The sequence below is a fragment of the Hydrocarboniclastica marina genome (genome assembly GCF_004851605.1).
Taxonomy (GTDB): Bacteria; Pseudomonadota; Gammaproteobacteria; order Pseudomonadales; family Oleiphilaceae; genus Hydrocarboniclastica; species Hydrocarboniclastica marina.
The window spans coordinates 3053262-3073194 of sequence record NZ_CP031093.1; the positions used below are offsets into that span (position 1 = coordinate 3053262).

Here is a 19933-nt window from a genome sequence, read left to right on the forward strand (position 1 = left end):
TGATCCGTTCTGAGATGATCCGTACCTGAGAAGAGCCCTTAAGGCGCCATCCGTGGCGCCTCTTTTTTTGCCTGCCAGTTACCTTTTCTCCTGGGGCGACCGTTCACATCGGTGAACCGTAGCGCGGCTTATCAGGTTCGATCAGCCAGCTTGGTGGCGCTATAGGCAAATAAAGCCGAGATGAGAGCCCGTGCCCGCTCGAATGCGTCGATGAACGTTAGGACGCTTTGAGCTTGGAAGCCGGGTCCGGTTTGCGGTCGTCCCGCTGGGTTGGGTTTTTCCACTCGTGATCCCGATTGATCGGCCCGACGTCGAGGAAGGGTGAAGCGTCAATACCTGACGCATCCATCATCTCCGCCACGCGCTGCAGCGATGAGATGATCATGTTTTGCTCCCAGGACTGCAGGTTCTGGTATTTGCGGATGAACTCTTCCTGCAGCGCCTGGGGGGCACGATCCAGGAGCGAACCGCCGGACTCGGTAAGATGGGCGTGGACCTTGCGCTTGTCCTTCTCACTGCGTACACGGTAAACGAGCTCCCGCTGCTCCAGACGATCAAGGATGATAGTGACCGTCGCCTGGCTCAAGCTGACTTTGTCAGCGATGGTGCCGATAGTGACCTCACCCAGATCCCTGATAGTCTGCATTATGAGAAGCTGGGGAGCCGTCAGGCCGGCCGTCTTGCTCAGACGCTTGGAGTGAAGGTCGGTCGCTCGAATAACGCGTCGGAGCGCCACCAGCACTTGCTCATAGTTGTTCATTACCAGCGCTACTCCCGGACTACGCTTTCAAATCGGACACGCGGACGCTTTCATGGCGCCCATTGGCGTAAATTATAAAAGCTGAGCTCCTTCGAGTACAAAACATTTGGCGAGCCGGCATGATCCCCTTTGCCTGGAGTCTCCCCAACTCAGCAGCGACAGCTCCTATAGCGCATATGCACGGGTAATAGCCGCACGGCCTCTCTCTGGACAAAAGACAGGATTCCGCTCTGCCACCCGCGCTTTCTTTAGAGTTCAAAGCTCCATCAGTTCAAAAACTCAGTAGCCGCCGTGACCTTTGACGGTCGAACGCGCGTCAAGCCTGCGCCACGGGATCTGCTTGACATGACACTGACCCTGGTGTTTGTTAGCTTTAAAGGCGCGCCCGGGCCCGACCTGATCTGATCTGGTCTGAATTAGCAAGCAGGAACCCGGCGTTAGCCCTGAACTATAACAAGACTCAAATTCAACCCTCACAGGCAGGACTGAACATGAAGCTCAAATTTGGCAAGACAGCACTAGGCGCCGCTGTATCTCTCGCCCTCGCGGTCAACTCGCCAGCACTCCTTGCAGAAATCAAAATCGGTATCGCTGGCCCTCAGTCGGGCCCGGTAGCCCAGTACGGTGATATGCAATTCTCCGGGGCACGGATGGCGATCCAGCGCATTAACGAACAGGGCGGTGTGCTCGGAGAGAAACTGGTGGCCGTAGAGGCGGATGATGCCTGCGAACCGAAACAGGCCAACGCCGTCGCAAACAAAATGGTCAATGAGGGCGTAAAGTACGTCGTTGGTCATCTTTGCTCCAGTTCAACCCAGCCTGCCTCAGACATCTACTACGATGAAGGCATCTTGATGGTCACGCCGGCAGCCACCAGTCCGGAAATTACCGATCGTGGCTACGACAACATTTTTCGAACCATTGGCCTCGATAGTATGCAGGGCCCCGCTGCAGCCGACTTTATCGCCGAAAAAATCAAGCCCAAGCGTGTCGCTGTTATCCATGACAAGCAGCAATACGGCGAAGGCATCGCGACGACCGTTCGGGACAGGCTCAAGGAAAAAGGCGTGAATGTTGTGATGTTTGAAGGCGTCACTGCAGGTCAGAAAGACTTTTCCCCGCTGATAACCCGTATGCGTCAGGAGAACGTCGATTTCGTCTATTACGGTGGCTATCACCCGGAACTCGGCTTGATTCTCCGCCAGGCAGAATCAAGCCTGGACGCGCGCTTCATGGGCCCGGAAGGCGTCGGTAACCCGGATATCAATACTATTGCCGGCGACGCAGCAGAAGGCCTTTACGTAACCCTCCCGCCGAGCTTCGACCAGCAGGAGGAGAACAAGGAACTCGCGAAAGCATTCAAGGACAAGAACGAAGATCCCTCCGGTCCGTTTGTGCTCACCTCTTACGCAGCAGTGCAGGTTCTCGCTGACGCGATCGAGAAAACCGGCGAGAACGACCCGATGAAAGTCGCTGAAACCATGCGGGAAATGACTTTCGACACGCCTATTGGAACTGTTGAGTTTGACGAAAAAGGCGACCTCAAGGAGTTCCAGTTCGTTGTTTACGAATGGCACTCTGACGGCAGCAAAACACCTGTCGAGTAGGCGATAAGCCACCTCTCCACTATACTTCGACACCCTGGCCCTTGATGGGCCAGGGTGTCGAGGCCGTTGGCCGCTGACCTCTTCCGGAAATAATCCCGGGCAAGACATTTGCGGTCTTGCCCTGTCGGAGCCCAGCCCCATGCATGCAGACGTGATGTACTTCATTCAGCAACTGCTGAACGGGCTCACGGTTGGGAGTGCCTATGCCCTGATCGCCATCGGTTATACGATGGTCTACGGCATCATTGGCATGATCAACTTCGCCCACGGTGAAATCTATATGATCGGCGCCTACGCGGCGTTGATTGTCATAACCGGCCTTACTGCGCTTGGCATTGCCGCGCTTCCGCTGATCCTGTTGATTGCCCTCGTCTGTGCCATGTTGATTTCCAGCGCGTATGGCTGGTCCGTGGAGCGGGTTGCCTACCGGCCTCTGCGGGGCAGTCACCGCCTCATACCGCTGATTTCGGCGATTGGCATGTCGATTTTCCTGCAGAATTACGTCCGCCTGGCTCAGGGCTCGCGCAACATTGGTGTGCCTCAGTTGTTCGAAGGGGGCTGGAGTTTCGGTGGAGCTGACACCTTCCAGGTAACGTTCTCCTATCTGCAGATGGTGATCTTCGTCCTGACCTTCCTGGCGATGCTCGCGCTCACCCTGTTCATATCCCGATCCCGTCTGGGCCGAGCCTGCCGCGCTGTTTCCCAAGACCTGGGCATGGCCAGCCTGCTGGGCATCGACACCAACAAGATCATCTCTGTCACTTTTGTAATCGGTGCGGCCCTGGCAGCGGTAGCCGGGCTTCTTTTGAGTATGTACTACGGCTCGATCGACCCACTGTTCGGCTTCATTGCCGGATTGAAGGCCTTCACCGCCGCGGTCCTGGGCGGCATCGGCAGCATACCCGGCGCCCTGCTCGGCGGCTTGATCCTCGGTATAGCCGAAAGTATGACGTCCGGATATCTCTCATCGGAATACAAGGATGTAGTGTCTTTCGGACTCCTGATACTGATTTTGCTGTTTCGCCCCACCGGACTACTGGGCAAACCGGAGGTTGAAAAAATCTGATGGCCGCCAAAAACTTCAAGTACGCCCTCCTCTGTGCACTCGTCACTTTTGTGATGGCCTACCCGATCATCGGCCTGAAGCTGGTTGGCGAAGGCACGGAGGTTATTCTGGTTAATGCTGACCCTCTGACACTCTTTCTGATCGCTAGTGCTGTTGTTCTGGTCTTCGTTTTTCAGCTGTTTCGCGAAGCGATCATGGGCGCGCTAGGCCGTCTGGCGCTTCCGACGCCAAACCTGAAGCTGCCCGAGATGTCCCAGAGCCGGCGCATCAGCCTGGAGCGGTGGGGCATCCTGGCGTTGTTTATCGTTGCGCTGGTCTGGCCTTTTCTTGTCAGTCGCGGCTCAGTGGACCTGGCGACGCTGGTCCTGATTTACGTCATGCTTGGCCTGGGGCTGAACATTGTAGTGGGCCTCGCCGGCTTGCTGGACCTGGGTTATGTCGCGTTCTACGCAGTTGGCGCCTACAGCTACGCCCTGCTTTCAGAATATTTCGGCCTTAGTTTCTGGGCTGCTCTGCCTCTCGGGGCAGGCCTGGCCGCTCTTTTCGGGCTTTTGCTGGGCTTCCCGGTCCTGCGTTTGCGCGGCGATTATCTGGCCATCGTGACCCTGGGTTTCGGTGAGATTATTCGTATTCTGCTAAACAACTGGACCCATATAACGGGTGGCCCAAACGGCATCGGGGGCATCCCGGACCCGACGCTTTTCGGCATGGAATTCGGCCGCCGGGTCAAAGAGGAAGGCAACGTCTCTTTCCATGAAACCCTGGGCATAAGTTATGACGGTAGCCATCAGGTCATCTTTCTTTACCTGATAGCCGTAGTGCTCGCATTTTTCACCTGGTTTGTGATCCGCCGCCTGATCCGCATGCCCGCCGGACGGTCGTGGGAAGCGCTTCGTGAAGATGAGATTGCGTGCAGATCCCTGGGCATGAGCCGAACCGCGGTCAAGCTGTCAGCGTTTACGCTGGGCGCCTCTTTCGCCGGTTTCGCCGGCACACTGTTTGCCGCACGCCAGGGTTTCATCAATCCAGAATCCTTCACCTTCATCGAGTCCGCGATCATCCTGGCCATCGTGGTTCTCGGCGGCATGGGCTCGCAGTTGGGGGTCATTCTTGCCGCTGTCGCCGTGACGATACTGCCTGAGCTGGCCCGTGAGTTCAGCGAATACCGGATGCTCGTATTCGGTGCCGGGATGGTCCTGATGATGATCTGGCGTCCCCAGGGCCTGGTGCCCATGAGCCGGCCCTATGTCGAACTGAAGCAGGAGCAGTCCCATGCTTGAGGTTCGCGATCTGTGTATGCGCTTTGGCGGCCTCCTCGCCGTGGATGGCGTATCTGTTGACGTTCACGAACGCGAAATCGTATCGATCATCGGCCCAAACGGCGCCGGTAAAACAACCGTGTTTAACTGCATCAGCGGCTTTTACCAGCCCAGCGCCGGCACCATCAAGCTCGAAGGTCAGGCCATCGAGCGAATGCCGGATTTCAAGATTTCCCGGCTGGGGATGGTCCGAACGTTCCAGCACGTCCGCCTGTTCAACAGCATGACCGTACTGGAAAATCTGCTGGTAGCTCAGCACCGACGGGTAAACCGTAACCTGCTGTCGGGACTGTTCATGACGCCAAACTACCGGCGCCGTGAGCAGGAAGCCCAGGACCGCGCCGTTTACTGGCTCAAAAAGGTCAATCTGCTGGAGTTCGCCAACCGGGAAGCCGGGTATCTGGCATACGGTCAGCAACGACGGCTGGAAATCGCCCGCTGCATGGTCTCGCAACCTCGCCTGCTTTTGCTGGACGAGCCCGCCGCAGGCCTCAACCCCCGCGAAACCCGCGAGCTCGACAGCCTCATTGTCAGTCTTAAGGAGGACTACAACGTCTCGATTTTGCTCATCGAGCACGACATGAGCCTGGTCATGGGTATCTCGGACCGGATCACCGTGGTCAACCAGGGCCGCCCACTCGCTACCGGCACCCCGGAAGAGATCCGCGGCAATGAGGCCGTCATCAAAGCTTATCTGGGGGAAGCATGAGTCTGCTCAAGCTGAAAGACGTACACACCCACTACGGTAAGATTGAAGCACTGCATGGGGTTTCGCTCGAGATAGAGGAAGGCGAAATTGTTTCGTTGATTGGCGCCAACGGCGCCGGCAAGACCACCCTGTTGATGACGATCTGCGGAAACCCGAGAGCGAGCTCTGGCGCAGTGCTCTATCAGGGCAGGGATATCACCAACGAAAATACCGCCGACATCATGCGGCAGGACATTGCCATTGTTCCCGAAGGACGCAGGATTTTCCCTGGTCTGACGGTAGAAGAAAACCTCCATATGGGCGGTTTTTTTCGCAGTCGCGAAGAGATAGCGGAAACCCTCGAACACGTCTTTGAGCTTTTCCCACGCCTGCGCGAACGCTACAACCAGCGCGCCGGAACCATGTCAGGGGGCGAGCAGCAAATGCTCGCGATCGGGCGCGCACTCATGAGCCGTCCGCGAATGCTCTTTCTGGATGAGCCTTCGCTTGGGCTCGCGCCAATAATCATCAGCCAGATTTTTGAAATCATTGCGAAGCTGCGCAGTGAGGGCATCACCATTTTCCTGATCGAACAGAACGCCAACCAGGCCCTTAAACTCGCTGATAGGGGTTATGTCATCGAGAATGGCCGGATCGTCCTGCATGACACGGGCTCGAACCTGCTTTCCAACGAGGACGTTCGTAAGGCGTACCTTGGGTCCTGAGGCGATTTCCCGCTGCTCAGGTAGATGCTTACCATAAGCTTTCGTAAAGGTAATTAACTCCTTTATACTTCGGTCAAGGCGGAGGCGGGAGTTTACGCATAGTTGTCCTCGGTCTTATCTGAGCCACTACGAATCTAAAAGGAGTTACCCATGAAAAAAATCATCGCGGGTGCCGTAATCATGACCGCCTCCACGTTCGCCTTTGCCCAGCAGGGCCCGGGTTGTGGCGTCGGTGCCATGATCTGGAAGGGACAGTCAGGACCGGCCCCACACATTCTGGCCGCCACCACCAACGGAACCTTTGGTAATCAGACTTTCGGCATGACCACCGGTACGCTCGGCTGTGATACCAGTGAGACAATTCAGTCCATGGCCATGTACCTCGACAGCAACATCGACAAAGTGGCCCGGGACATTTCCCGCGGTGAAGGCGAAAATCTCACCACGCTGGCCGTGCTGATGGGCATCGAAGCAAAAGACCGGGAACACTTCAATGCGAAGCTGAAGAACAACTTCGCGGCGCTCTTCCCAAGTGCTGACACGACTGCTGACCAACTGGCTTACGGCATCGTTGAGCTGCTTGAGCAGGATCCAACCCTCAGCCATTACGTTGGCTAAGTACATCAATAGAATGCAGTAAAAGGAGCGCGCCGATTTTTTACGGCGCGCCTCTCTCTTCTGCTTCCTGCCGCTCGGGATGACTCATGCTGCACCGCCTGTTGCCGTGTCTTTTTTTCGGCTGCCTGATTGCAGCACCAGCATTGGCAAATTCAGTAGATCAACTCATCAGCCAGGCACGGGTTCAGCAGCTCGCTCATTCGCCAGCATGGCTGGCCCTGGGGCATTATCAGCGCCAAACCCTGGGCAGTCTTGAGAGTCAGGCGGACGACCCGGGCTTTTTCCTTAGCGACGAGGGCAGACATAACCCTGCAGCGGAACTCGAGGCCAGCATCAGGGCAATGCTCGAGCCCGGCGGAGGCAATCGCCACGCACGGTGCCGCTTTCCCGCGCGCTACCGGTGGCTAAGGGATCAGCTAGCGCTGCCTGAACAAGCCGTGAGCTGCCCCGACTACGAGAACTGGATCGACCAGCTGAACACCGAAACGGTCACTCTGGTTTTTGCGGCCTCGTACCTCAATAGTCCTTCGTCCATGTTCGGACACACCTTTATCCGACTTGACCCGTCTCAGACCGGGGATGAAACCGATCTGTTACTGGCCAGCACTATTTCCTATGCTGCTGATGCCAGTGCCCATGAAAGCGAGATCATGTTTGCCTATCGCGGCATTTTCGGCGGCTACCCTGGCATTACAGCTATTCGCCCCTACTACGAGATGGTCAAACTCTATTCGGATGTTGAGAACCGCGACCTTTGGGAATACGAACTCAACCTGTCACCGCAGGAAACACGGCAGCTGCTCGCCCATACCTGGGAATTACGCGCGACGCGCTTCGACTACTATTTCCTGGATGAAAATTGTGCGTACCGTCTTCTGGCCCTCATAGATGTTGCCCGGCCCGGCACAAACCTTCTGAGCAATGTGACGACGCATGCCATTCCCTCCGATACCGTCCGCTGGGTACTCCAGCATGATCTGGTAGCCAGGATTCACTACCGGCCTTCGGCAGCAACTGTCGTCAAGGCACAGCTGGGCCAGTTGAACGAATCGCAGCGAGACACCGCTGTCGAGCTTTCCAGAGGCACCCTCAAGCCGGCCGACGTTGCCACAAAAGATTTCGAGCCTGTTGAGCAAGCACAGGTGCTCGATGCTGCCTACGACTACGTCCGCTATCTGGCCCTGGAACAGAACTGGCCCAGAGACAAGGCAGCGCCCCTTTCCTACGGCCTGCTAGCGGCCCGCAGTCTTATCGATCAGCCCGGCACCCTGACAGGCCCGGCCCGGCCCGAAACGCGAGACGACCAGGGCCACGATACCTTTCGCACAACATTTCGCGTGGGCAGAGACGGCCCGCGAGACTATCTCGAGCTTGCGCTCCGCCCCGCCTACCACGGTTTGCTCGACCCTCCGGCAGGGTATCGAGATGGCGCCCAGTTACAGTTTTTGCGGCTGGATACGCGCTTCTATACGGAGCAGCAGGAGTGGCAGCTGGAACGGCTGGTTGCGGTGGAGATCCGCTCGCTGGCAACCATTGATCGGTTCTTCACGCCGCTATCGTGGCAGGTAGGAACTGGCGCGCGCCGGACATACACCCATCGTGGGCATCGGGTACTCACGCCTTACCTCGAAGGCGGTGCCGGGTATCTGGCCGGCCTCGGAAGCTGGCAAGCCGGTGCGATCGCGACAGCCGATCTTGAGATCGACGGAGACCTGCAAAAAGGTTGGGACATCGCGCCGGGCGCCGACGTGCTCGCCTTACGGCAGGGACGACTCGTAAGTTTCATGACCGGATTTGGGCAAAAATGGTGGCTGCTGGGCGCGAAAACACGCGAAGCCAAACTGTACGGTGAAGCGAGGCTCCACCTTGGCAAGCGTCACTCGGTCGCCGCATCGGCAGAGCGCTCGAAACTGGACAATGCTTATACAACCCAGTGGGCTTTGGGATGGCATACCTACTTCTAGATCGCGGTCGACGCCGCCTCGTCGGGGCTATGGCTGGCGTGATGTTGGTCATCCTGAGCGGCTGCACGTCGTTATTTTTCTATCCGGATAACCGGCAGTACGTGACTCCAGATCAACTGCGCCTGGCATTCGAGGAAGTACAGCTATCGACTTCTGACGACGAGCAGCTCTACGGCTGGTGGCTTCCGGCCGAAGGCCAGCCCCAGGGGACCGTTTACTTTCTGCACGGCAACGCCCAGAACATCAGCGCCCACTTTCTGAACGTCAGCTGGCTGCCAGGTGCGGGCTATAACGTGTTCATAATCGATTACCGGGGCTTTGGCATGTCGACCGGCAGCCCGGATCTTGAAGGCGTGCTGATAGACAGTATGGCCGGGCTGGACTGGGCCCTTGACCGCAGCGACCCACTGCCGGTATTCGTGCTCGGGCAAAGCCTCGGCGGGGCCATGGCACTGCTGGCCAGCCATGAAGCCAACCGTAAACCAGAGGGCTTGATAATCGACGGGGCGTTCGCGGGCTTCAGGCGAATCGCTCAAGAAAAACTGAATCAGTCCTGGATCACCTGGGCCTTACAGGTCCCTCTGTCCTGGTTGATACCCGCGAACCGGGAGCCATTGTCGATTGTCGGCAAGCTTGATCTGCCGCTGTTGTTCATCCACAGCAACGTCGACAACGTCGTACCCGCCCATCATGGTCGCCTGCTCTATGCGGCGGCAAGCCCGCCGAAACAGTTCTTGGCCACAGAAACGCCACATGCTGCGACCTTTGCCGTAGATGAGTATCGTCAGACCGTGCTGGATTTTTTGTTGCAGCACCGAAACTCTGCAGCGGATCGACAAATAGCACACAGTCAGTCTGCGGCAGAAAGCGGAGTCAGTGATGAGAAGAGTGAAAGGCATGCCAGATGACATGCCCTGCTTCAACTAGATGTGTTCGACCAGGTCTATCTCATACTCAACAGTACCAGACGGGATCGTGACCTGAACCACGTCGCCCTCTTCCTTGCCCACCAGGGCACGGGCGATGGGTGAGGAGATGGACAATTTGCCGGCCTTGATGTCGGCTTCGTCCTCGCCGACGATCTGGTATCGCACGGTTTCTTCGGTATCGGTATTGATGAGGGTCAGCGTCGTGCCGAAGAGGACCTTCCCGGACTTCTCGATCTTGGTGATATCGATCACCTGCGAGCCGGAGAGTTTGCTCTCGATTTCCTGAATACGCCCCTCGATGAAACTCTGCTGCTCACGGGCGGCGTGGTATTCAGCGTTTTCTTTCAAGTCGCCGTGTTCACGTGCATCAGCAATCGCGGCGATGACTCTCGGCCGATCGTCGCTTTTCAGGCGCTTTAGCTCATCCCGAAGGCTCTGCTCGCCCTTTACGGTCATGGGTACTCGATTCATGATGTTGTCTTTCCTGCATGTAAGTCCTGGAGCCGACGAACGGTCCTTTCCGGTCCGAAACGGATTGCCCGGCAGTATGCCTCGCCGCCGGCCAGGGTGGTCGCGTATGTGACCTTACCCTGGAGCGCGGACTGACGAATCTGCGATGAATCGGCAATCGCCTTTCGACCCTCGGTTGTATTGATAATCAGCGCAATCTGATTGTTTTTTATGGCATCGACGATATGGGGACGCCCTTCGCGCACCTTGTTGATAGGCTCGACCTTGATCCCTTCGGCGCGCAGCACCTCTGCCGTACCCTCGGTGGCGACAATACTGAAGCCTTCGGCGATCAGATCGCGCGCCAGTTGCACAGCTGCAGGTTTATCCGCATCCCGCACACTCAGGAACGCTTTCCCACCCTTGGGCAGGCGCGTCCCTGAAGCCAGGGCCGCTTTGGCAAACGCCTCGTCAAAGCTGTCACCTATGCCCATCACTTCGCCCGTTGATTTCATTTCAGGGCCCAGAATGGGGTCAACGCTCGGGAACTTGTTAAAGGGGAACACCGATTCCTTGACGCTATAGTATGACGGGATCACCTCGGCGGTGAAGCCCTGATCTGCCAGGGATCGACCCGCCATGCAGCGCGCCGCAACCTTTGCCAGAGACACACCGATCGCTTTCGACACAAACGGAACCGTACGCGACGCCCGAGGGTTGACCTCGATGACATAGACTTCACCGTCCTGGTACGCGAGCTGGACGTTCATCAGCCCCACGACGCCCAGTTCCAGCGCCATGCGCTTAACACTTTCACGCATCTCGTCCTGAATTTCAGCCGATAACGTATAAGGCGGTAGCGAACAGGCCGAGTCGCCGGAGTGCACCCCGGCCTGTTCGATGTGCTGCATGATCCCGCCGATGACGACCTGCTCGCCGTCGCAGATGGCATCGATATCCACTTCTATGGCCGCGTTGAGGAAGTGGTCGAGCAATACCGGACTGTCATTGGAGACCAGCACCGCACTGCGCATGTAATTGACCAGTTCGCTCTCTTCGTAGACGATTTCCATGGCTCGCCCGCCCAGAACGTAAGAAGGCCGGACGACCAGTGGATAGCCAATTTCCCGCGCGGCAACAATGCCTTCTTCGTGGCTGCGCACGGTAGTGTTGGCGGGCTGCTTCAGCCCCAGTCGGTTGATCATCTGCTGGAAGCGCTCGCGGTCTTCAGCGCGGTCGATCGCCTCCGGACTCGTGCCGATGATAGGCACACCCGCGGCTTCAAGGCCGCGGGCCAGTTTGAGCGGTGTCTGGCCGCCGTACTGGACGATGACGCCTTTGGGCTTCTCCTTTTCAACGATTTCCAGCACGTCTTCCAGCGTGATCGGCTCGAAGTAGAGTCGGTCAGACGTGTCGTAGTCAGTCGAAACGGTCTCTGGATTGCAGTTGATCATGATGGTTTCATAGCCGTCCTCGCGCATGGCGAGCGCAGCATGCACGCAGCAATAATCGAACTCGATACCCTGGCCTATGCGGTTGGGGCCACCACCGATGACAACGATCTTTTCGCGGTCAGTCGGCTGCGATTCGCATTCTTCCTCGTAGGTCGAATACATGTACGCGGTGGCGGATGCGAACTCGGCCGCGCAGCTATCTACGCGCTTATAGACCGGGCGCACGCCCAGGTCATGGCGCAGTTTGCGGAAACTCTCTTCGGAAAGTCCCAGCAGTGCGGCCAGACGCGTGTCCGAAAAGCCCTTGCGCTTGAGCCCAAAGAGCCGGTCGTAGTCGAGCTCTGACGTTCCCACCGAAGCCAACGCCTTCTCTTCGGCGATGAGATCCTGAATCTGTACCAGATACCAGCGGTCGACATGGGTGTGACGGAAGACTTCATCCAGGCTCATGCCCAGGCGAAAGGCGTCGCCGATGTACCAGATGCGGTTGGCGCCGGGCACACGCAGCTCACGCAGAATCTCATCGCGAGCGTCGGAGCTGGCGAGATCAACCTGGGGCTCGAAGCCGGCAGAACCCACTTCAAGTCCACGCAGGGCCTTCTGTAGCGATTCCTGGAATGTCCGCCCCATGGCCATAACTTCGCCGACCGACTTCATCTGGGTTGTCAGACGGGCATCAGCCTGGGGGAACTTCTCGAAAGTGAAGCGCGGAATCTTCGTTACAACGTAATCAATGGACGGCTCAAACGAAGCCGGTGTAACCCCGCCGGTAATCTCGTTGCGCAGCTCGTCCAGGGTGTATCCCACCGCCAGCTTGGCCGCAACCTTGGCGATAGGAAAGCCGGTGGCCTTCGATGCCAGGGCCGAGGAGCGCGACACACGGGGGTTCATCTCGATCACAACCATACGGCCTTTGTCAGGGTGGATACCGAACTGGACGTTGGAGCCGCCGGTTTCGACACCGATCTCGCGCAGCACCGCCAGAGAGGCGTTGCGCATGATCTGGTATTCCTTATCGGTCAGTGTTTGCGCCGGCGCTACGGTGATCGAATCACCGGTATGGACACCCATGGCGTCGAAGTTTTCAATGGCGCAGACGATGATGCAGTTGTCGTTCCTGTCGCGGACAACCTCCATCTCGTACTCTTTCCAGCCGATCAATGACTCGTCGATCAGCAGCTCTTTGGTCGGGGAGAGATCCAGCCCCCGCTCGCAGATTTCCTGGAACTCTTCCCGGTTGTAGGCGATGCCGCCGCCGGAGCCACCCATAGTGAACGACGGGCGGATAATGTTGGGGAAACCAATGTCATCCAGAACCTCAAACGCTTCCTCCATGCTGTGGGCGATGGCAGAGCGCGGGCACTCAAGCCCGATCGCTTTCATGGCCTTGTCGAAGCGTTCCCGGTCTTCGGCTTTGTCGATGGTGTCGGCATTGGCACCGATCATCTCTACCCCGAACCGCTCCAGGACACCGTGGCGCTCCAGGTCGAGCGCGCAGTTGAGAGCCGTCTGGCCACCCATGGTCGGCAGCAACGCTTCCGGGCGCTCCTTCTCGATGATCTTCTCGACCGTCTGCCAGGTGATGGGCTCGATATAGGTGGCGTCTGCCATGACCGGATCGGTCATGATGGTCGCGGGGTTGGAGTTTACCAGGATGACCCGGTAGCCCTCTTCGCGCAGTGCCTTGCAGGCCTGAGCGCCAGAGTAGTCGAACTCGCAGGCCTGACCGATAACAATAGGGCCGGCACCCAGAATCAGGATGCTCTTGATGTCAGTACGCTTGGGCATAGTTCACTTTAACCTGTTCTATCACTGTGCTTTCGCTGTAATCGGGCCCGACCTGTGGCGGCCGGTGCCCATCGGGGCAACCTGGAGACGCTTTGATCAGCTCGGTGCGCGGTACTCATCCATCATGGCAATGAACTGGTCGAACAGCGGCGCTACATCGTGCGGGCCGGGACTCGCCTCCGGGTGGCCCTGGAAGCTGAAAGCGGGCACATCCGTGCGGCGGATACCCTGCAACGTTCCGTCGAACAGTGACTTATGGGTCGCTTTGACGTTGTCGGGCAAACTTTCCTCAAGAACAGCGAATCCGTGGTTCTGACTGGTGATCATGACGGTTCCGGTCTCCATGGTCAGAACCGGATGGTTGGCCCCGTGGTGGCCCAACATCATCTTGCTGGTGCGGGCACCGCTGGCCAGCGCCAGTAATTGATGGCCCAGGCAGATGCCAAAGGTGGGGATTTTCTTTTCAAGGACAGACGTGATCGCTGAAAGCGCGTAATCGCAGGGTTCGGGGTCGCCTGGACCGTTCGCCAAAAAGACGCCGTCCGGCTCCATCGCCAGCACTTCAGCCACCGGCGTCTGCGCAGGCACAATGGTGACATTGCAGCCCCGGTCGGCCAGCATCCGTAAAATGTTCGATTTGACGCCATAATCAAACGCGACCACATGATACTTGCCAGGCTGCGCTGTTCCATAGCCCGAATCCAGATGCCAGGTCGCCTGGGACCACTTTTCGCTTTTTGCCCGACTGACGGTTTTGGCCAGATCAGCACCTTTGAGTCCGGGGAATGCCCCGGCGTAGGCAAGTGCTTCTGCCTCGCTGACGTCTCCGGTTACGATGGCACCAGATTGCGCGCCTTTCTCCCGCAGAATACGTGTCAGCCGACGGGTATCAATGCCGGCAATCGCAACGATACCGTTGTCCCGAAGATACGCATCCAGCGGCTGGGTTGAGCGCCAGTTACTTGCCATAAGCGGCAGATCGCGAATGACAAGCCCCGCGGCCTGGATGCGGTCTGATTCGACATCTTCCGGGTTCACGCCGGTATTGCCGATGTGGGGATAGGTCAGGGTGACAATCTGCTGGGAGTACGAAGGATCGGTCAGTATTTCCTGATACCCGGTCATGGAGGTATTAAAGACCACCTCGCCATGGGTTTTACCTTCGGCACCAATGGAGTAGCCCTTGAAAAGGCTGCCGTCTGCTAGCGCTAGTATTGCTGGGTGTTTCAATGCCAGGTCCTCGTCATACCGTCAGTGGGCTGGAGCAGTAAGGGAACCTCCGGGTGCTCCGACCGCCTGACGTTGACCCACTATCGAGGTCAAATCAGGATCAAGCACAGCCTGGGCCGGGCACAAACAGGTTGGAGGTTCCTTGTCGGACTGTGGCAAATTCAGGTCGCAAAAAAGCGAGAGGGAGCCAGTGCAGGCCAGTAGTTTCCAGCCTCCAGGTTAACTCCGTCCCGCCCTTTGTCATTCGAATCGCCGGATGTCGGTATTGCAGTCAAACTGCCGTATTGTAAAAAATCAGGCGCGCCCTGTCCATGAGTTACTGCCCTTGCGAATGGGCCGGCTTGAAGACACTACACCAGCCCAAAGCCTCTCGGTACCAGGCTCAGCTTAGTCCTTTGAGCCCCAGAACATCCTGCATATCGTAAAGTCCCGCAGGTTGCTCGCCGAGCCATTGGGCCGCCCGGACCGCACCCTTGGCAAAGGTCATCCGACTGCTGGCCTTGTGGGTGATTTCGACCCGCTCGCCCAAACCGGCGAACATGACCGTATGGTCGCCAACGATGTCGCCGGCTCGTATGGTTTCGAAACCGATGACGTCCTTCGGCCGCTCACCGGTAAAGCCTTCGCGCCCATAGACCGCGCACTGCTTGAGGTCCCGCCCAAGTGTTTCAGCAATCACCTCGCCCATTCGCAATGCGGTACCGGATGGCGCGTCCTTCTTGTGACGATGATGCGCTTCGATAATTTCGATGTCGGTGTCATCGCCGATGACACGAGCAGCGGTCTTCAACAGCTCAAGCACAAGGGTGACGCCAACGCTCATGTTGGGCGCCAGCACCACGGGAATTTCTTCGGCGGCGAGAGCCAGCTGGGCTTTATCGTCATCGCTGAGGCCGGTCGTGCCGATGACCATCGCCTTGCCGGCCTTCCGACATAGTTCAGCATGCTCCAGGGTCAGGCTCGGAAACGTGAAGTCAATGAGCACGTCGAACTTGTCCTGGGCGTTCTCAAACGTTTCCGTCAGGGTGACGCCGACTCTGCCGATGCCCGCCAGTTCGCCGGCATCACTACCGATCAGCGAACTTCCGGGCCGGTCAGTCGCGGCACCCAGCTCCAGACCTTCAGTAAGCTCTACAGCTTCGACCAGGGTTTTGCCCATACGACCGGCAGCGCCAGCGATTGCGATCCGTACCATCCGTGCGTTTTCCTTACTGTTGCTGAAGTGCCACGTTTGCTTTCAGGAGCCCTTGCACTGCGGCTTTTACTGCCTTCTCTGCCAGTGCAGGAGCCCAGCGCAAATCAGAACTTCATGTCTTCAAAGAAGCTTTTCACGCCTTCAAACCAGGAGGTCTTCTTTGGCGCGTGCTGGTGACCGCCGTTTTCTTCGTCCAGGGTTTCCTGGAACGACCGAAGCAGATCTTTCTGATGCTTGGTGAGATTGACCGGCGTCTCCACCATGACCCGGCAAAGCAGATCCCCTGGGCCACCACCACGTACCGGAGATACCCCTTTGCCGCGCATACGGAAAAGCTTACCAGTCTGGGTTTCGGGCGGGATCTTGAGCTTCACCCGACCGTCAAGCGTCGGCACTTCCAGTTCACCGCCGAGCGCTGCATCAACAATCGTTATGGGTACTTCGCAATAGATGTTGCGTCCGTCGCGAGTAAAGATCGCGTGCTCCTTGACCGCGATCTGCACGTAAAGATCGCCTGCCGGACCACCTTGCATGCCAGGTTCACCTTCGCCGGCGAGCCGGATGCGATCTCCCGTATCGACACCGGGCGGAACCTTGACCGAAAGCGTCTTGGGTTCTTCGACCTGACCGGCGCCGTGACATGACTTACATGGGTTCTTGATGACCTTGCCCGTGCCACGGCAGCTTGGACACGCCTGCTGAACCGAGAAAAACCCCTGTTGCATGCGAACCTGGCCGATACCCCGGCAGGTGCCACAGGTCTCAGGCTGAGAGCCCTTCTCTGCGCCGCTGCCTTCGCAGCTCTTGCAGGGCACGTGGCTGGGAATGCGGATCTTGACGGTGGTGCCGTGCACGGCGTCTTCCAGATCCAACTCAAGGGTGTAGCGCAGGTCCGCACCCCGGTTTGAACGGGCGCCACCAGGGCCGCCACCACCAAATATATCGCCAAACACGTCGCCGAAGATGTCGGCGAAGCTCGAACCTCCGCCGCCGAAGCCGCCAGCGCCCGCCTGACCGTCTACGCCGGCATGACCGAACTGATCGTATGCTGCCCGCTTCTGACTGTCCGCCAGAATCTCGTAGGCTTCACTGGCTTCCTTGAATTTATCAACGGCGGCTTTGTCATCCGGATTGCGGTCCGGGTGATACTTCATTGCCAGCTTGCGGTAGGCGCGCTTGATCTCCTTCTCGTCCGCTGAACGTTCGACGCCGAGTATCTCGTAAAAATCGCGCTTGGCCATAATATCCCGTGAATTATCAATCTTCAGTTATACGACAGTTATACGACGAAAAACGCGAAGGGCTTCTCCGCGTCTCTCGTTCACACTTCATCTATGGCCCGGTTGTCGGTGCGAGATACGCTCGCACCGAAGGGCTGGGCTACAGCTTAGCGCTTGTCGTCTTCTTTAACCTCTTCGAACTCAGCGTCGACCGCGGCATCTTCGTTGCCACCGGCCTGTTGCTGGGGCTCTTCGGCGCCCTGCTCGGCATACATCTTCTGCGCAAGGTTAGAAGAGGCTTCGGTCAGCTTCTGGGTCTTGGCTTCGATGTCAGCCTTGTCGTCGCCCTTGAGCGCTTCTTCCAGTTCGCTGATGGCTTCCTCGATCTGCTGCTTCTCAGCCGGATCAGCCTTATCGCCGACTTCTTCCAGAGTCTTGCGCACAGCGTGTACCATGCCGTCGCCCTGGTTGCGAGCCTGAATCAGCTCTTCGAAGCGGCGATCCTCTTCGGCGTTAGCCTCAGCGTCGCGCACCATTTTTTCAATTTCGTCATCGTTCAGACCGGAAGAGGCCTTGATGACGATGGACTGCTCTTTGCCTGTAGCCTTGTCTTTCGCCGAGACGTGCAGAATACCGTTCGCATCAATATCGAAGGTTACCTCGATTTGCGGAACGCCGCGTTGTGCCGGCGGAATGTCCGCCAGGTCAAAACGGCCCAGTGATTTGTTCTGACTGGCCTGCTTGCGCTCACCCTGCACCACATGGATGGTTACCGCGGTCTGGTTGTCATCAGCCGTAGAGAACGTCTGCGATTTCTTGGTCGGGATCGTGGTGTTCTTGTCGATCAGCGGCGTGGCGACACCCCCCATGGTTTCGATACCCAGGGTCAGCGGCGTCACGTCGAGCAGCAGAACGTCTTTCACGTCGCCAGAGAGAACCGCAGCCTGAATCGCCGCACCCATCGCAACCGCTTCATCCGGGTTGACGTCCTTGCGCGGCTCTTTGTTGAAGAAGTTTTTGACCTTCTCCTGAACCATGGGCATACGTGTCTGGCCACCGACCAGGATGACCTCATCCACTTCACCGGACTTGATACCGGAATCCTTCAGCGCCATGCGGCAAGGCTCAAGGCTGCGTTCAACCAGATCCTCAACCAGTGACTCAAGCTTGGAACGGGTGACCTTCACGTTCATGTGCTTGGGGCCGGTTTGGTCGGCCGTGATATAAGGCAGGTTGACGTCGGTCTGCTGGCTGGAAGACAGCTCGATCTTGGCTTTCTCGGCAGCTTCTTTCAGGCGCTGCATGGCCAGGGAGTCGCCTTTCAGGTCAATACCGGAATCTTTCTTGAACTGGTCAGCCAGGTAATGGATCAGTTTGGAGTCGAAGTCTTCACCACCGAGGAAGGTGTCACCGTTGGTCGCCAGCACTTCAAACTGCTTCTCGCCATCGACATCAGCGATTTCAATGATAGAGATATCGAAGGTGCCGCCACCCAGGTCGTAAACCGCGATGGTACGGTCCGCACCCTTGCGATCCATGCCATAGGCCAGTGCCGCGGCGGTCGGCTCGTTAATAATGCGCTTGACCTCAAGCCCGGCAATCTTGCCAGCGTCCTTGGTAGCCTGACGCTGGCTGTCGTTGAAATATGCCGGCACGGTGATAACCGCTTCGGTGACCGTTTCGCCAAGGTAGTCCTCGGCGGTCTTCTTCATCTTCTTCAGGATTTCCGCAGAGATCTGCGGGGGCGCCATCTTTTTGCCTTTAACAGATACCCAGGCGTCACCGTTGTCGGCCTTGGCGATTTCGTAAGGCACCATCTTGATGTCTTTCTGTACGACGTCGTCTTCAAAACGGCGGCCGATGAGGCGCTTGATCGCGTAGAGGGTGTTGCTGGGATTGGTAACCGCCTGGCGCTTGGCGCTCTGGCCTACCAGAATTTCATTGTCATCGGTGTAGGCGACAATGGACGGCGTGGTGCGATCACCCTCAGCGTTTTCGATAACCTTGACCTTGTCCCCATCCATGATGGCAACACAGGAGTTGGTGGTCCCCAAGTCAATACCAATAATTTTACTCATCAATGTGCTCCAGTACTAAATTCAGTTGTTACTTATGCAATCTGCTTCAAACGGCCGGCAAGTCTTGTGACCCGTTGCAGGCTGACGGAGAACGCTCGTCAGTTGAGCCATTACCGCCCTATATTGGCCTGCTTTGGGACTTTTCAAGCCTTCTCATCAACGATGGGTACGTCGCCCGGACGGGATATCATCACCATGGCGGGCCGCACCAGACGATCATTCAGGGTATAACCTTTCTGCATTACGCCCACGACCGTGTTCGGCTCGACGTCCGGAGATGGCACCATGGACATCGCTTCGTGCTGCTGGGGATCAAAGGGCTCACCCATAGGGCTGAGTTGCTTGACGTTGAATTTACCCAGGCTGCTCAACATCATGTTGAGGGTCATTTCGACGCCTTCCCGCAGCCGCACCAGCAGTTCTGAATCGCCGGTGGCGTTCTCGACCGACTTTTCCAGGCTATCCACGACCGGCAGCAGCTCCCGAACAAACTTTTCCAGAGCGAACTTGTGGGCTTTTTCGATGTCGATTTCCGCCCGGCGTCGGACGTTCTGCATTTCAGCCTGCGCTCGAAGAGCCTGTTCGCGATACTCGTTGAGTTCCTCCTCAAGTGCCGCAACGGCTGACTCGGGCCCCGACGCCTCAGAGGCTACCTCGTCCACCGCGTCTTCATAGTTTTTCCCATGCTGCTCTTCTGCATCAGCCGGCTTGGCCTTCGACGTCTCGTCTGCGCTCATGCTTGTCGTCTCCTGACTGAACTTGCTCAATTCATATTCCCGGCACGGGTTTGTGCTCTCACGTACCGCCTCAACTAACGGCCAGGTTCACGGCCGACAAAGTGC

The 19933-nt window shown here is 57.7% G+C and carries 16 protein-coding genes; 8 read left to right on the forward strand and 8 right to left on the reverse strand.

Going from position 1 to position 19933, the window contains the following annotated elements; translation table 11 throughout:
- Positions 1 to 217: 217 nt before the first annotated feature.
- Positions 218 to 760, reverse strand: coding sequence for a MarR family winged helix-turn-helix transcriptional regulator (locus soil367_RS13545; RefSeq protein WP_136549598.1), 543 nt, complete (start codon positions 758 to 760; stop codon positions 218 to 220).
- A 491-nt stretch (positions 761 to 1251) separates the two neighbouring features.
- Here soil367_RS13545 and soil367_RS13550 point away from each other — a divergent pair, with 491 nt between their 5' ends.
- The 8 genes from soil367_RS13550 to soil367_RS13585 all read left to right on the forward strand — a co-directional run bounded on the left by soil367_RS13550 (position 1252) and on the right by soil367_RS13585 (position 9655).
- Positions 1252 to 2367 (forward strand): branched-chain amino acid ABC transporter substrate-binding protein, encoded by a 1116-nt coding sequence (locus soil367_RS13550; protein WP_136549599.1) that lies wholly within the window; start codon positions 1252 to 1254, stop codon positions 2365 to 2367.
- Between the two features lie 139 nt (positions 2368 to 2506).
- The gene (gene livH / locus soil367_RS13555; RefSeq protein WP_136549600.1) at positions 2507 to 3433 is read left to right on the forward strand and encodes a high-affinity branched-chain amino acid ABC transporter permease LivH; all 927 of its coding nucleotides are present in this window, start codon (positions 2507 to 2509) and stop codon (positions 3431 to 3433) included.
- A complete protein-coding gene (locus soil367_RS13560; protein WP_136549601.1) occupies positions 3433 to 4713 on the forward strand; it encodes a high-affinity branched-chain amino acid ABC transporter permease LivM in 1281 nt (426 codons plus the stop codon). Before livH ends, soil367_RS13560 begins: the two co-directional genes overlap by 1 nt.
- A complete protein-coding gene (livG, locus tag soil367_RS13565; protein ID WP_136549602.1) occupies positions 4706 to 5461 on the forward strand; it encodes a high-affinity branched-chain amino acid ABC transporter ATP-binding protein LivG in 756 nt (251 codons plus the stop codon). The genes soil367_RS13560 and livG overlap by 8 nt, the downstream gene beginning before the upstream one ends.
- The gene (locus tag soil367_RS13570) at positions 5458 to 6165 is read left to right on the forward strand and encodes an ABC transporter ATP-binding protein (protein WP_246065312.1); all 708 of its coding nucleotides are present in this window, start codon (positions 5458 to 5460) and stop codon (positions 6163 to 6165) included. The genes livG and soil367_RS13570 overlap by 4 nt, the downstream gene beginning before the upstream one ends.
- A gap of 150 nt (positions 6166 to 6315) precedes the next feature.
- The gene (locus soil367_RS13575) at positions 6316 to 6783 is read left to right on the forward strand and encodes a DUF3015 domain-containing protein (RefSeq protein WP_136549603.1); all 468 of its coding nucleotides are present in this window, start codon (positions 6316 to 6318) and stop codon (positions 6781 to 6783) included.
- An 86-nt stretch (positions 6784 to 6869) separates the two neighbouring features.
- Complete coding sequence (locus soil367_RS13580; protein ID WP_136549604.1) at positions 6870 to 8747, forward strand: Lnb N-terminal periplasmic domain-containing protein; 1878 nt, start codon at positions 6870 to 6872, stop codon at positions 8745 to 8747.
- Positions 8729 to 9655: an alpha/beta hydrolase gene (locus tag soil367_RS13585; RefSeq protein WP_136549605.1), complete on the forward strand. Its 927-nt coding sequence runs from the start codon at positions 8729 to 8731 to the stop codon at positions 9653 to 9655. The genes soil367_RS13580 and soil367_RS13585 overlap by 19 nt, the downstream gene beginning before the upstream one ends.
- A gap of 15 nt (positions 9656 to 9670) precedes the next feature.
- On the opposite strand, the gene greA is transcribed toward soil367_RS13585, so the two are convergent.
- The 7 genes from greA to grpE all read right to left on the reverse strand — a co-directional run bounded on the left by greA (position 9671) and on the right by grpE (position 19828).
- On the reverse strand, positions 9671 to 10147 hold the full coding sequence (greA, locus tag soil367_RS13590) for a transcription elongation factor GreA (protein ID WP_136549606.1): 477 nt from the start codon (positions 10145 to 10147) through the stop codon (positions 9671 to 9673).
- Complete coding sequence (carB, locus tag soil367_RS13595; RefSeq protein ID WP_136549607.1) at positions 10144 to 13368, reverse strand: carbamoyl-phosphate synthase large subunit; 3225 nt, start codon at positions 13366 to 13368, stop codon at positions 10144 to 10146. The genes greA and carB overlap by 4 nt, the downstream gene beginning before the upstream one ends.
- 96 nt (positions 13369 to 13464) lie before the next feature.
- Complete coding sequence (carA, locus tag soil367_RS13600) at positions 13465 to 14598, reverse strand: glutamine-hydrolyzing carbamoyl-phosphate synthase small subunit (protein WP_136549608.1); 1134 nt, start codon at positions 14596 to 14598, stop codon at positions 13465 to 13467.
- Between the two features lie 382 nt (positions 14599 to 14980).
- Complete coding sequence (gene dapB, locus soil367_RS13605) at positions 14981 to 15793, reverse strand: 4-hydroxy-tetrahydrodipicolinate reductase (RefSeq protein ID WP_136549609.1); 813 nt, start codon at positions 15791 to 15793, stop codon at positions 14981 to 14983.
- A gap of 104 nt (positions 15794 to 15897) precedes the next feature.
- On the reverse strand, positions 15898 to 17034 hold the full coding sequence (gene dnaJ, locus soil367_RS13610; RefSeq protein ID WP_136549610.1) for a molecular chaperone DnaJ: 1137 nt from the start codon (positions 17032 to 17034) through the stop codon (positions 15898 to 15900).
- Positions 17035 to 17180: 146 nt separating this feature from the next.
- Positions 17181 to 19091 carry a molecular chaperone DnaK gene (dnaK, locus tag soil367_RS13615; protein ID WP_136549611.1) on the reverse strand — a complete coding sequence of 637 codons (1911 nt, stop codon included), beginning with the start codon at positions 19089 to 19091 and terminating at the stop codon, positions 17181 to 17183.
- A 143-nt stretch (positions 19092 to 19234) separates the two neighbouring features.
- Positions 19235 to 19828 (reverse strand): nucleotide exchange factor GrpE, encoded by a 594-nt coding sequence (gene grpE, locus soil367_RS13620; RefSeq protein ID WP_136549612.1) that lies wholly within the window; start codon positions 19826 to 19828, stop codon positions 19235 to 19237.
- Between the last annotated feature and the right edge of the window lie 105 nt (positions 19829 to 19933).

Bases quoted from the DNA above. Each gene is read 5' to 3' on its own strand.
- soil367_RS13570 (WP_246065312.1), top strand. From the start codon at position 5,458: ATGAGTCTGCTCAAGCTGAAAGACGTACACACCCACTACGGTAAGATT.
- dapB (WP_136549609.1), bottom strand. From the start codon at position 15,793: ATGGTACGGATCGCAATCGCTGGCGCTGCCGGTCGTATGGGCAAAACC.
- dnaJ (WP_136549610.1), bottom strand. From the start codon at position 17,034: ATGGCCAAGCGCGATTTTTACGAGATACTCGGCGTCGAACGTTCAGCG.
- soil367_RS13585 (WP_136549605.1), top strand. From the start codon at position 8,729: ATGGCATACCTACTTCTAGATCGCGGTCGACGCCGCCTCGTCGGGGCT.
- soil367_RS13550 (WP_136549599.1), top strand. From the start codon at position 1,252: ATGAAGCTCAAATTTGGCAAGACAGCACTAGGCGCCGCTGTATCTCTC.
- soil367_RS13560 (WP_136549601.1), top strand. From the start codon at position 3,433: ATGGCCGCCAAAAACTTCAAGTACGCCCTCCTCTGTGCACTCGTCACT.
- livH (WP_136549600.1), top strand. From the start codon at position 2,507: ATGCATGCAGACGTGATGTACTTCATTCAGCAACTGCTGAACGGGCTC.
- soil367_RS13580 (WP_136549604.1), top strand. From the start codon at position 6,870: ATGCTGCACCGCCTGTTGCCGTGTCTTTTTTTCGGCTGCCTGATTGCA.
- soil367_RS13575 (WP_136549603.1), top strand. From the start codon at position 6,316: ATGAAAAAAATCATCGCGGGTGCCGTAATCATGACCGCCTCCACGTTC.
- soil367_RS13545 (WP_136549598.1), bottom strand. From the start codon at position 760: ATGAACAACTATGAGCAAGTGCTGGTGGCGCTCCGACGCGTTATTCGA.
- grpE (WP_136549612.1), bottom strand. From the start codon at position 19,828: ATGAGCGCAGACGAGACGTCGAAGGCCAAGCCGGCTGATGCAGAAGAG.
- livG (WP_136549602.1), top strand. From the start codon at position 4,706: ATGCTTGAGGTTCGCGATCTGTGTATGCGCTTTGGCGGCCTCCTCGCC.
- dnaK (WP_136549611.1), bottom strand. From the start codon at position 19,091: ATGAGTAAAATTATTGGTATTGACTTGGGGACCACCAACTCCTGTGTT.
- carB (WP_136549607.1), bottom strand. From the start codon at position 13,368: ATGCCCAAGCGTACTGACATCAAGAGCATCCTGATTCTGGGTGCCGGC.
- greA (WP_136549606.1), bottom strand. From the start codon at position 10,147: ATGAATCGAGTACCCATGACCGTAAAGGGCGAGCAGAGCCTTCGGGAT.